The sequence below is a fragment of the Staphylococcus sp. HMSC065D05 genome (genome assembly GCF_001813195.1).
Taxonomy (GTDB): domain Bacteria; phylum Bacillota; class Bacilli; order Staphylococcales; family Staphylococcaceae; genus Staphylococcus; species Staphylococcus epidermidis.
Map to the genome: position 1 here is coordinate 19,252 of NZ_KV811763.1, position 12,823 is coordinate 32,074.

General features: G+C 32.7%; 13 protein-coding genes. 2 read left to right on the forward strand and 11 right to left on the reverse strand.

Annotated elements, in window-relative coordinates; translation table 11 throughout:
* Positions 1–86: 86 nt before the first annotated feature.
* From gmpC to HMPREF2897_RS08175, 5 genes are all read right to left on the reverse strand, one after another.
* Positions 87–932, reverse strand: a complete 846-nt coding sequence (gene gmpC / locus HMPREF2897_RS08155) for a dipeptide ABC transporter glycylmethionine-binding lipoprotein (RefSeq protein WP_002475258.1) — start codon at positions 930–932, stop codon at positions 87–89.
* A gap of 43 nt (positions 933–975) precedes the next feature.
* Entirely contained in the window at positions 976–1,635 is a 660-nt protein-coding gene (locus tag HMPREF2897_RS08160; protein ID WP_001829353.1) for a methionine ABC transporter permease, read from the reverse strand.
* 2 nt (positions 1,636–1,637) lie between these two features.
* On the reverse strand, positions 1,638–2,663 hold the full coding sequence (locus HMPREF2897_RS08165) for a methionine ABC transporter ATP-binding protein (RefSeq protein ID WP_002490213.1): 1,026 nt from the start codon (positions 2,661–2,663) through the stop codon (positions 1,638–1,640).
* 246 nt (positions 2,664–2,909) lie between these two features.
* Entirely contained in the window at positions 2,910–4,055 is a 1,146-nt protein-coding gene (locus HMPREF2897_RS08170) for a bifunctional cystathionine gamma-lyase/homocysteine desulfhydrase (RefSeq protein WP_070592915.1), read from the reverse strand.
* On the reverse strand, positions 4,048–4,956 hold the full coding sequence (locus HMPREF2897_RS08175) for a PLP-dependent cysteine synthase family protein (protein WP_002491707.1): 909 nt from the start codon (positions 4,954–4,956) through the stop codon (positions 4,048–4,050). Before HMPREF2897_RS08175 ends, HMPREF2897_RS08170 begins: the two co-directional genes overlap by 8 nt.
* A 308-nt stretch (positions 4,957–5,264) precedes the next feature.
* Between HMPREF2897_RS08175 and HMPREF2897_RS08180 the strand changes: the two genes are divergently transcribed.
* Entirely contained in the window at positions 5,265–5,804 is a 540-nt protein-coding gene (locus HMPREF2897_RS08180; protein WP_002447724.1) for a pentapeptide repeat-containing protein, read from the forward strand.
* 178 nt (positions 5,805–5,982) lie between these two features.
* Here HMPREF2897_RS08180 and HMPREF2897_RS08185 read toward each other — a convergent pair whose 3' ends face one another.
* The 4 genes from HMPREF2897_RS08185 to HMPREF2897_RS08200 all read right to left on the reverse strand — a co-directional run bounded on the left by HMPREF2897_RS08185 (position 5,983) and on the right by HMPREF2897_RS08200 (position 9,218).
* Positions 5,983–7,311, reverse strand: coding sequence for a sodium-dependent transporter (locus HMPREF2897_RS08185; protein ID WP_038812568.1), 1,329 nt, complete (start codon positions 7,309–7,311; stop codon positions 5,983–5,985).
* A 144-nt stretch (positions 7,312–7,455) separates the two neighbouring features.
* Positions 7,456–7,698 carry a hypothetical protein gene (locus tag HMPREF2897_RS08190; protein ID WP_001829367.1) on the reverse strand — a complete coding sequence of 81 codons (243 nt, stop codon included), beginning with the start codon at positions 7,696–7,698 and terminating at the stop codon, positions 7,456–7,458.
* A 14-nt stretch (positions 7,699–7,712) separates the two neighbouring features.
* Positions 7,713–8,441: an alpha/beta hydrolase gene (locus tag HMPREF2897_RS08195; RefSeq protein WP_002447722.1), complete on the reverse strand. Its 729-nt coding sequence runs from the start codon at positions 8,439–8,441 to the stop codon at positions 7,713–7,715.
* Positions 8,442–8,543: 102 nt separating this feature from the next.
* Positions 8,544–9,218 carry a phosphatase PAP2 family protein gene (locus HMPREF2897_RS08200; protein ID WP_002447721.1) on the reverse strand — a complete coding sequence of 225 codons (675 nt, stop codon included), beginning with the start codon at positions 9,216–9,218 and terminating at the stop codon, positions 8,544–8,546.
* Positions 9,219–9,469: 251 nt separating this feature from the next.
* Between HMPREF2897_RS08200 and HMPREF2897_RS08205 the strand changes: the two genes are divergently transcribed.
* Positions 9,470–9,718 (forward strand): hypothetical protein, encoded by a 249-nt coding sequence (locus HMPREF2897_RS08205; protein WP_001829374.1) that lies wholly within the window; start codon positions 9,470–9,472, stop codon positions 9,716–9,718.
* Positions 9,719–9,759: 41 nt separating this feature from the next.
* On the opposite strand, the gene HMPREF2897_RS08210 is transcribed toward HMPREF2897_RS08205, so the two are convergent.
* Entirely contained in the window at positions 9,760–10,128 is a 369-nt protein-coding gene (locus tag HMPREF2897_RS08210; protein ID WP_001829349.1) for a Na-translocating system protein MpsC family protein, read from the reverse strand.
* A gap of 112 nt (positions 10,129–10,240) precedes the next feature.
* Positions 10,241–12,808, reverse strand: coding sequence for a DUF2309 domain-containing protein (locus HMPREF2897_RS08215; protein WP_070592917.1), 2,568 nt, complete (start codon positions 12,806–12,808; stop codon positions 10,241–10,243).
* Positions 12,809–12,823: the final 15 nt, after the last annotated feature.

Here is a 12,823-nt window from a genome sequence, read left to right on the forward strand (position 1 = left end):
CTATAAAATTGTTTTGCAACCAACACATATAACTGGAATTCTAGACTGAAAGTTTCTATAAGATGAATGTGCGCTAAAACTTTATATTATTTTTTTGCCAACTCATTTTCGATTTCTTTGATTTCCTTTTTAGAAAGATCTACTGGTTTTTCACCGTCTTTAGTGTCTTCTTTTAATGCTTTTTGAGCTTCTTTTGAATGATAAAGTTCTATAATTTTTTTGTAGGTTTTATTATCTTTGTCTTTAGAGTTGACAGCTACAACATTAATATATGGTTTTACTGCATCTGAACTTGCTTTTTCCAAATAAATAGGATCCTTTTTAGCATCTTTTCCTGCTTTTGTTGCAACACCGTTATTGATAACTGATATATCCACATCAGAAAGTGCACGCGCTGTTTGTTGTGCATCAACAGCTTTAATTTTTAAATCTTTAGGATTACTTTCAATATCTTTTGTTGTTCCGTTTAATCCAAAGTTCTTCTTAAGCTTAATTAAACCTGCAGATTCTAATAACTTAAGTGCTCGAGCTTGGTTAGATACATCATTCGGAATAGCAACTTGCGCACCTTTTTTAACATCTTTAATGTTCTTAACTTTATCTGAATAAATACCTAATGGAGCTAATACAGTAGTGCTAAGTGCTTCAATATTGGTATCTTTATGAGCTTTTTTATATTGATCTAAAAAAGCAAAGTGTTGGAAGGCATTTAAATCGATATCCCCGTCACTAAGCGCTTTGTTCGGAACATTGTAATCTGAAAAGTGCTTGATTTCTAAATCAATATCATCTTTTTTAGCTAATTCTTTAACTTTTTCCCAAGCCTTCGTGTCGTTGGATGCAACACCTATGGTTACCTTTTTACTATTATTACCACCACATGCTGCTAAAACTAAAATTGCAATGATTAAAAAACTTAAAATCTTTTTCATTAATGAATTCCCCCTAAATATTTATAAAACCCTTACTAGTATTTTAATTTCTACGGATAACCCTAGCGATAAAGTTACCTAACGTTTGTATAATTTGAACAATAATAATAAGTACAATGACTGTAATCACAATAACAATGGTATCGAACCGTTGATAACCATACACTAAAGCCAAATCACCTATACCGCCACCACCAACAGCACCAGCCATTGCTGTACTACCGATGAGACCAATAATAGCTGTAGTTATAGCTAGAATTAATGAACCAAGTGCTTCCGGCAATAAAAAATAACGTATAATTTGAAGAGGTGATGCACCCATTGCTTTAGCTGCCTCAATAATCCCGTCATCGACTTCCAGTAATGAATTTTCTACTAAGCGTGCGATATAAGGTGCTACATAAACCGTGAGTGGTACTATGGCTGCTGTTGTACCGATAGATGTGCCAACTAGCAATTTAGTAAAAGGCACTATGGCTATTAATAAAATTATGAACGGAATTGATCTTAAAATATTAATGATAGGATTTAATACTTGATGCAATATCGTATTCGACCATATACCGTTTTTTCTAGTTACCACCAACAAGATGCCAAGAGGTATACCAATCAAAGCACCGATTACAAGCGATACTGTCACCATATACAATGTTTCGTATAGAGCTTGTAATAATTGAGATGAATCTAAACTTGAACCAAACATATTTATATAACCTCCTCATACCGAATATGTCGTTTTGAAAGGTAATCAGTAAGTTTAAAATCATTAAAAGACTCATCATGCTCAAATCTCAACCACAAATAACAAACCGTTTCATCTTGTATTTCTGACATAGAAGAAAATAATACGTTAACGTTAAGATGATGCTCGTTGATAAGCTCATTCAATATTGGCAATTGAATTTGTTCGGAGTCTAAAAACAGTTTATAATCTGTGAAATTTGAATCCTTTCTCGAGTTAAAAGAGGCTCGTAACTCTTTTGAAGGCTCAGTGTTAATCACCGTCGAAACGAAATTTTTTGCAGTGTTCGTTTGTGGATGACTAAAGACATCTTTAACTGTCCCCATTTCTATCACTTCGCCATTTTCCATGACAGCTACACGATGACAAATTTTTTGAATTACGCTCATTTCATGTGTAATCATCATAATCGTCACACCAAATGTTCGATTCACATTACTTAATAAATTTAAAATTGAGCTTGTAGTAGCTGGATCTAGAGCACTTGTCGCTTCATCACATAATAATATTTTAGGATGCGTTACTAATGCTCTTGCGATGGCAACACGTTGTTTTTGTCCACCTGATAGTTCATCTGGAAATTGATCTTTTTTATCAGCAAGCCCTACAAATTCTAACATTTCGTCAACTTTTTCCTTAATTTCTTTCTTATTTGTCTTACTTAAAATAAGTGGCATTGCAACATTTTTATAGACTGATTTAGAATTAAGCAAATTGAAATGTTGAAAGATCATACCGATATCTTTTTTAATATGACGCAAATCTTTTTCTTTATATGTATCAATCTCATGACCATCAACAATAACTTGACCATCTGATACTGTCTCAAGTTGATTGACTAACCGAACTAATGTACTCTTACCAGCACCACTATAGCCAATCACACCAAAAATATCATGTTGGTCGATCTTAAATGATACATTTTTCAAAGCTTGAATAGTTTCTCTTTTTTTGTGAAAAACTTTGTTAACATTTTTGAATTCAATCACCTAATCTCTCCCTCCGATTTCCGATTAAAATTATCTGAATATTTGCATTATATTGAATTGATGTCGTACCGTCAACACGCTTTTTTGATTTTTCCAAAATTAATTAATATTCCGAAAAATTACGTTCTAAAATTGATTACTTATATAAAAAATTGTGGAAATTACACAACTCAATAGTAAATATAAAACAAGAGATTAAGATGCAAAACGCTTTATTTCATCATCTTAATCTCTAACTAAGCGATATTACCTCAAAGTATTTAAGGCTTGTTCTAAATCATTAACTAAGTCTTCCGTGTCTTCAATACCAATAGATAAACGAATGAGACCATCCGTAATACCTTCCTTGGCTCTTACATCTGATGGAATGGATGCATGCGTCATAAGTGCCGGTACAGAAATTAGACTTTCTACTGCCCCTAAACTCTCTGCCAGTGTAAAGTAGTTTGTTGCGTGAATCACTTGTTTAGCCGCTTCTGTATCCTTAACTTCAAAAGATACTACCCCTGTATGACCACTTGCTTGATTTTGATGGATAGTATAGTTCATATGTTCCTTAATACTAGGATGGAATACTTGTTGAACTTTAGGATGCTTTTGTAACATTTGAACGATACCTTCAACGTTTCGGTTTATTTGCTCCATTCTTAGACCTAGCGTTTTAATACCTCTGATTAATAAATAGCTATCTTGAGGTCCAAGTACACCACCTGTAGAATTTGAAATAAAGCCTAGACGTTCTGCTAAGGCATCATCAGCAGTAGCAACAAGACCAGCTACAACATCACTATGACCTCCAATATATTTAGTAGCCGAATGCAATACGATATCAATACCAAAGTCTAAAGGATTTTGGTAGTAAGGTGTCATAAATGTATTATCGACTACGGATATCAAATCATATTTTTTCGCAATTTTTGCTGATGCTTTAATATCAGTCACACGTAATAATGGATTTGAAGGTGTTTCTACATATAACATTTTAGTTTCAGGTTTAATATATTGTTCAATGTTTTCAATTTTAGTTGTATCAACAAAATCTACGTCTATACCAAAGCGAGTAAATACTTTAGTTAATGCACGATATGTGCCACCATAAACATCAGAATTAAGAACTAAGTGATCTCCTTTATCTAATAACATGATAACTGCACTAATTGCTGACATTCCTGAACCAAAAGCAAAACCATGCTTACCATGTTCTAAATTAGCAATAACACTTTCAAGAGACGCACGTGTAGGATTTGCAGTACGTGAATATTCGTACCCTTGTCTTAAATCCCCAATATCATCTTGTAAATAAGTACTTGTTTGATAAATAGGTGTTGTCACTGCTCCAGTATAGTTGTCTGTCGTATGTCCCCCATGTATCATTTGCGTTTTTTTATTCATTATTAAAACTCTCCTTATAGTTGAATATTTGTTTGGACATGTATCGATCGCTCCCATCTGGAAAGATGGTAACAATCACACCAGTTTGAATGCTTTTTTTTAATTCCAATGCTCCTTGTAATGCCGCTCCCGAAGAACTACCAACTAACAATCCTTCTTTATTCGCAACAAGCTTAACATTATTAAAAGCATCGTTATCAGCAACAGTAAAAATACCATCTACTAATTCTTTTTCTAAAAATGATGGCCACTTTTCAGAACCAATCCCTTCAGTTGCATGAGGATGACTGACACCACCATTTAAGACAGAGCCTTCTGGTTCTACAATATAATTTTTTACATCATAAGTTTTTAAGTGTTGTGCAACTCCTGTAAAGGTACCACCGGAACCAACACCTGCCACAAAATAATCAATATGTGAAAGTTCATCTGTGAGTTGTTTGGCAAGTGTTTGTGTATATGCCTCAGGATTATCTTTAGTTTCGAATTGATTCATATATAAATATCCATATCGTGTTGCGTATGCCAACGCCTCTTGCTGTGCGCCAGTCATTCCCTCAACTTTGGGAGTACGTCTAACATCTGCACCCAATGCTTTCATAATTGAAATTTTTTCTTCTGCAAATCCTTCTGGAGCAAAGATGATACATTTTACTTTGTGCCGATTAGAGGCAATAGCAAGTCCAATACCTGTATTACCAGCAGTCGCTTCGACTATTGTATCCCCTTCTTTAAGTCGTCCTTCGTCTATTGCTTTTTCAATTAAGTACTTCCCCAGACGGTCTTTGATGCTACCTCCAGGATTAAATTGCTCAAGTTTGGCGTATATTTTAACATTCTCGTCACTAAAGCTTTCTAATAAAACTAATGGAGTTTGTCCTATCAAATCGTATGCAATCATTATTTTTGGTTCAGATGACAACAATGAGTATCACTGAACTTAACCCACTTTCTTTATTTATGTTAGCGCTAATCCTTACTTATCAGATATGAATTATAACTTATCGACATTGTTTTTGCAATTTCTGAAAAACGTACAATCAATTTGAAATTTAAACATTATTTAAAATAAGTATTTTTATTTTTATAATTGATTACGTTCATATGAGAATACTTAACGAAAGTGTTATGATAGGGGTAAATAAGCTAGCACATCGATAAACGTTATCGAATTACATACACTAGAAATGATAAGGAGCTGCTTTAATTATGACGAAACAAGATTTATCTTTATCTGTATTTACCAATGAAAATTATAAGAATCTTCGTTACACATCATCTAGTTTTAGAAATTCTATGTATGATGAATTAGAGGTTAATAAAAGTCGCTTTAAAAACTGTAATTTTAATGAAGGTATTTTTAAGAATATAGAAGCAATTTGTAATTGTAAATTTACAACGTGTGGGTTTAATAATTGTATTTTCGAAGATGTTCATTTTTATAAAAACCAATTTAAAGATTCAACATTTGTGAATACACCATTTGATCAATCCGTATTTAATAACACTTTATTCCAAAATGTAATGTTCGATAGCAATCTCATTCGTAGCGTAAAATGGACTGATATTATTTTTAAAAACGTTTCTTTTAAAAATGTAGAAATTGAAGGAACAACATTTAAAGATGTAAAATTCAAGAATTGTGAGTTCAAAAATGTAATTATTACTAATTCAACTATGTCGCAAAAGTTAATGAATGAATTACAAAAACAAGATGTTACTTTAGAAGATATAGACACTTCTATTTAACATTCATTAACTTGATCTTAAGAAAACAATTTAAGATTATAGTTAAACATTCGCTCGTTTAATGGTGTTAGATATTTCGAATCAACTACATAGCATTCTTTATATAGTAAAACGGTCAACTCCACTAAAAAATGGAATTGACCGTTTGTTTTAGTTTTATCAATAACGTCTCAATGATTTAAAATAATTGAACTATAAATACTAAAATAATGACAATGGGCATGACGAACTTAATTAAATAATACCACGGTAAAAATAGGTTGAATTTGTCTTTCCCAAAGCTTTCTTTTAATAATTTTTTATCTAGTAATTGGCCAACCACCAATGTTGTTCCTAATGCCCCTAATGGCATAAGAATATTAGATACAATAAAATCCATATTATCAAATATAGTACCAGCGCCAAAACGCAAATGACTTAGACTACTAAAAGATAATGTTGCTGGGATACTAATGATAAATACAAGTATACTACCTATGATTGCCACTTTTTGTCTTTTACTATTATCATTTTTAGTAAAATTAGATACATTTAACTCTAATAATGATATAGAAGACGTTAATGCCGCAAATAAGAATAATAGTAAAAATATAAAGTAAAAGAATGTACCAAAAGTCATTTCGCTAAACACTAGTGGTAAGACCTTAAATAATAAGCCAGGGCCTTCTTGGGGTTGGTAACCAAATGTTTTAAGCGCAGGAAATATAGCTAATCCAGCCAAGACAGAAATTAAAATATTCATTACGACAATTGAAAGTGCTGAAGACTTTATCATCATATTTTTAGGTGCATAACTTGCATAAGTAATCATTCCGGTTGTACCTAGAGACAGCGTAAAAAACGATTGCCCTAACGCAAATAGTACCCCTTGAATAGACATATCTTCAACTCGAGGTTGCAGTATATAACGTACACCTTCTAAAGCACCTTCTAAAGTTAAAGATTGTGCTACAACAATAATTAAAAAGATAAATAATAGAGGCATCATTATTTTAGAAGCTTTTTCTAAACCTTTTTCAACACCTAACATAACAATTACCATTGTTATCAAAATAAATATGCCTTGACCTAAAACAGTCAACCATGGATTACTAATAATTGTTTCAAATTGAATATTTGTCAGCGTACTTGATTTAAAAATCGCGATTTGTGCTATGACATAACCTATATATATAATAATCCAACCACCAATAACACTATAAAAACCAAATAATATAAATACGGCTAAATTACCATTCCACCCGATAATATTAAGCCATTTCTTTCCCGTTAATTTCTTATATATTTGCGTTGTATATGTACGCCCCATTTTACCTACCGTAAATTCCATAATTAACAGTGGTAGTCCTACAAATATAGTAAAAATTAAAAACATTAAAAGAAAAGCGCCACCGCCATATATACCTGCCATATATGGGAACTTCCACATTGCACCCAACCCTATTGCAGAACCTGCGCTAGCTAATATAAAACCGGTAGACGTTTTCCATTGTGAATGACCACTCAAATTACCAACTCCCTTTAAAGCGCTAAAGTGTTAAAATGCTTAAGTCCTACTCTATCATGAGTTTATTTTATGTGCAATGTACCTATATATTGTCAGAATAATGAAATACACATTTTTTGATATTTATGGATTGTTGCTGTATTTTTATTCAAAATCATAAGTAATGTGTTGTCCCTCTGTCACTTCTTCAATGTCTAGACTTTCAATGTGATCAACATTAATATAATGTACAACATCTTTTTTAATATATAAGTATGCCAATTCATCAAATTCATCTATGATTCGCGATACACATGTATCGTAATCAGGACCATTTTCAAATGTTTTAAATTCCGTATATGTTTTTCCTGATACAGTTGTATAAGTTAATAAAAATGTACGTTTCATATTCCTACACTCCTTTATTTACTGAAAAATTGGATAATAGATTGTTCTACTTTGTATGCATAATCACCGTATGTCATAAGATGACCACTTTTTTCAAATTTGAGAAGTTCTTTATCTTGACTATTTACATTATCATAAATGTATTGCGCACTTTGAGCATATAATGGGTCATCTTCATCGCCATACATAATATTCACTGGTACTGTAATATTTGCAAGACAAGCCATAATTTCATCAATTACACCTTGAAATACTTCAATTTCTTTATCATAGGACAAGATGGTTTCCATTTGGTGACGACGCTCCTCTTCGCTCAAACTCAAAATTTCATTCATTCGATGCCCATACCTTTCAAGACGCCAAGCAATCTCGCTTTCACGCTTTTTATGTGGGGCTGACATCACAGCTATACGTTCTAAATTAAAATGTTCAGCCAACCTTAAAGTAAATAATCCACCTAATGATACGCCTGTCACATTAATTCTGCTATATCCTTCATTTCTTAAAAATTGATATGCTGAAGTAACTTGTTCCCACCAATCATTAATATTGTGTTTAGTAAATTCCTTAAGCGGCAAACCGTGCCCTGGATAACTAGGAACGTAACAAGTAAACCCCTCTTCATTTAACTGTTGTGCTAAATGTTTTACATCACGTACAGTTCCCGTAAAAGAATGTAATAACAATACAGCTTGTTGACGATGTCCTTTTAAGTAGATTGATTGTGGTGATTTAACTTTCATTTTTACATTCACTCCTATTTATGTAGATGTTGATATAAAATAGACGCCCTGCACTCTCAAGACCGTCTAAAAATTGATATTTTAAAATTTTTCAAGCTACTTTCACTTACTTTTCCCCAAAAAATTTAATAAAGGTGACACTAATATAAATAACGATACCCAAATAATCGCTAAACTTACGCCTCCTACAACGTCAGAAAAATAGTGTGCATGAAAATACAGTCTACTTATTAAAACGCTAATCCAAAATACAATACTTAAAATTGTGATTATAAATTTAAAAGCACGCTGTCGGATTAATGGGATAATAATGATCATAATCATTAAAAAGAATAACGTATTAATATTAGAATGCCCACTAGGAAAAGACCATCCTGTATCAATACTTAAATGATTCTCAGGCCTTGACCTTTCAATCGTTTGCTTAATTAAATAATTAATCAATGCGCCACTAGTCATCGTTATGATTAGCCATATTGCTTGTTGAACCTTCTTGTAAAACATGAGTAGCACTGCAATAAGGATAGCCACAATTAATATAGTCTTAACATCACCAAAGGTAGCGCAAAACGTCATTATGTTGTTGATGAAACCATGTCCAAACACTCTATTAGGATCCCCAAATTGTTTACTAAACCACTCTTGCACGCTAAGATCAACCATTCCCAACCACTGATTATGCGCTAGCACATGAGTAGCGATAAAGCTTAAAAGAATAATCATGCATATTAAAATTGGGATTATCCCTTTTGCTATATTCATATATTTAAAATTCATATCAACACCTATTTCTTTAATATGGTTCAGTTAAGTTATTTTGTCTTCTTTTGAATACGAAATATGTCTTCGCACCTCAAACATAATCATTCTTTCTCATTTTACACTATATCAGTGTTTTATCATTAATTTTACTTAACAAACATTTACTTGAATACTTTAAATGTCTTTAAAATATCATACTCATTACATATACAATAATGTATAATGTGATTTAACATAAAATATAATTTTAATGAGGAGGCGACATATTGTTTACTAAAAAAATATTGATTTATATTGCGCTCCTTATTACCTTAATTCGTTTTTTTATTCCATTACATCCAGACTTTGATACGTTGTTAGTATGGTTGTTTATTCTTTACATAATTCCAATTATTTTATGTATCATTGGCTTTAAATCAGATAAACTCATCGCTACTATGATTATGATTCCAAATTTAATGGGTATAGGTTATCGTCTATTCATCTTCTTTAATGACTTTTTGCATTTAAAATAAAACAGCACTATCTATTAAAGATAGTACCGTTAAATAATTTATTACTCATGTAATGCTTTATCAAAACGATCTTCCAACTTAAAAATCATTACGCGTTCACCGGTTATAGTACTTAAATCACTATGAAAACTTTTCACATTAAGTCCAGTCAAATCTTTAATAATGCGACTCAAGTCCTCTTCACCAGACTCTACAAGTTCAGAACGTGTACGTTTAATATTTAAAAGCCCTTCATTTGTTTTACACACGCGATATTCAGCAGGTGTCAAAATGCCTTGTAAACTAACAATCACCATATCACGAAGAATGTCTGTTTTTACAGACAAAGAACCCCTCCCTAAAAAATCTTTTTCCCATTGCGTAATGGCTTTACTAATTTCAGATTCATAAATACCTTTCGTCTTTTTCATAACTGGGCGACTCCTATTTCTTGATTACTTATAGTTTAACATTAAACTGAAATAATCAAAAAACTTAATTTCTTCTAATGAATCTTTAATTGTTAATCTCACCGAGTATTTTCTACCAGTCTTTCCAACTATTATTTTCATCAATACTAGCAAGTCTTATCCATTGATGATCAACCTTTTGTCTAAAATGATCATGATGTTTTAACAAACGTTGAATATATGCATCTGGCGCTTGAATAACAATTAAAAGCCTAATAGGTGCGTGATACGCCTCTTTATCATTCAGCATTACTGACTGCCATGGTAAGCCATACATTAAATCACTAGCATTTCCTTGCATGACACCTACACCACTTGTCACAGTTTGCGTTGTTTTACTACCGCTTCCATAATAATGAGGTGCCACAGTTGAGGCGTAGTATTGTAAATTAATCCATTGTGCTACTAGTGCCGGCCCAGAAATAATTGTATTTAAAATCTCACCGTCTTCATCCTTTGTCCAATCATAATTATGAAGAAATGCCCGTCCCTCTAGGTTACTATTTTGAGTGATTTGACGTTTCCCAATAATGAATTCAGCATTTCGTGCTAGGCCCCATTCTGGACGAACCTCACTCCAATCGCTAGCGTGACGATGCGCTTCAGCTTTAGGATTTTGGTCAGTTTTTTTTATATTTGGCAATGATGCCAAACGTTCTAAATTAGCTTTATAAGATACTTTTGGCATCACACACTTAAGTTCGTCAAAGGCATTTTGAGCTTCTGTAGTTAATGGTGGAACATAAATATACTCTAACTCATCAACTGACGTTTGATGTTCAGCAGCTATAAACACTGTATGTCTTGGAATATCGATTCCTTCCATCACTAATCCACGTCTAACATTTTCTTGATTACACATTACTGCTAATAATTTCGCATTGAATCCACTCGAGGCACCGCCGCAAGCACCGCATTCTAATGAAGCATGATAGGGATTATTATGTGATTCACTACCGTGTCCGCATAGAACAATAAGTGGGGCAAAATCATCTGTTAAGTCCATTAATTGTAATGCTTTTTTGGAAAATTGAATCTGTTCATCTAAAGTAAAGCCGATAGGTAGTTTTGAATACGCATCTTGCTCACGCTGAATAGTTAACTTACCTGTTGGTTTACGTAGCCATTTTTGTGAGAATCTATGCACAATACGTTGTGCTTTTTTAGGAAAAATTGTGTTAGCTATAGTCGCAATACTTAAAAAAGGACCACTTAATTCTGGTAAAAGCAAACTTGGCAAGACGTTGTTTTTCATTAATTTAAAGTTATAAAACATAGATGTAAGTGTATGTTGTTGTTGATTATAAATTTTCATTTCATGTTGATCAGCATATTCTTTAATACGATATGCAGGTTCTACCATCACTGGTAAAGATGGATGTGCAAATTGCTCATCAAGTACTTCTTTTTGAATTGGCAGACCAAAGAACCCAGCAATCCCTATTGTTTCAAAAGGCCCTTCACTTTCTAAATGTCTTCTAAACGGTTCGGATCGTACATCAATACAAAACGCAAGTTGTACTTTTGCTTTTGCTTGATCAGTATCTTCGGTTGGAACACGATAAATTTCATCAACCAATCGACGTTCATGCGTTTCTTCCCATGCATCTAACCATAACTTTTTAAAATAAAACGGGCTGAATCGTGTCCCCAATTCAATGTATGCTTGTTGCTTTTTAGATGATAGATTTAACCACTGCTCAACATTCATTTGTATGTTAAATAGCAAATAACGTATTTGCTCTAACTTTTTTTGAAGATATATAGATTTTTTTAATAATGTTGTATGGTGGTCATTTAAAAGTACCATCTCAATTGATAGACGAATCGCAACATAGTCTGTTAATAAGTAAGCATCATTACTTTGTGTCTGTGACCGATGATACATGATTCCTGCCCAACCTGGTAAAGATAATAAATGACTCTCAATATATGATTGTCGATATTCTTCTTTTACCCCTAATTCTTGAAAGGCGTACTCTATTGCTTCGGTTGCTTGATTTGGCAGATGTACTAAAGTAAGTCGTTGTTTTTTTGTGAATAGCGGATCATGCTTAACTAAACGTTGCCAAGCATGATAGAACCCTTTTTCTCTTTTTGGCATGGTCCAACTTGATTGAAAGTCATCAACATATAATTTAGACCACTTAATCATATGAGCATCTAAAATATCAATAAGTCGTGTACCTTCCTTTGTGAAAACACTAGCACTTTGCGCTATCACATCATCTTTTTTCTTATAATCCTTAAAATAAGTTTGCACCCATTTTTCCAGTTTCTCGTTATCTTTTGTATCAAAGTAACCTTCTTCAATCGTTTTTAAATTTTTCGCTCTGTGAATATATGTGTTGATATCACTGTCAGATAGTGAACTATTATTATAATGCGCACGATTTTCATCCAACCGTTCTTCAAATACTCTTAAATCTATTTCTTTATTACTAATCGCTCTGTGAATGGAAGACGCATTAGGATAAATGTCAATATCCTCTACACTTTTTAACCAATGTGCCACTTGATCAAAAGAAGCATCTTCTAGCCCCTCCCACGGATTACGTGCAGCAAATGTTGAAATCGGTGATAAAGGGGTAATCACACGTTTAGCCTGATTAACTAATTCATTGATATCTGATTGAAGCATAATTTCTATCCTCCT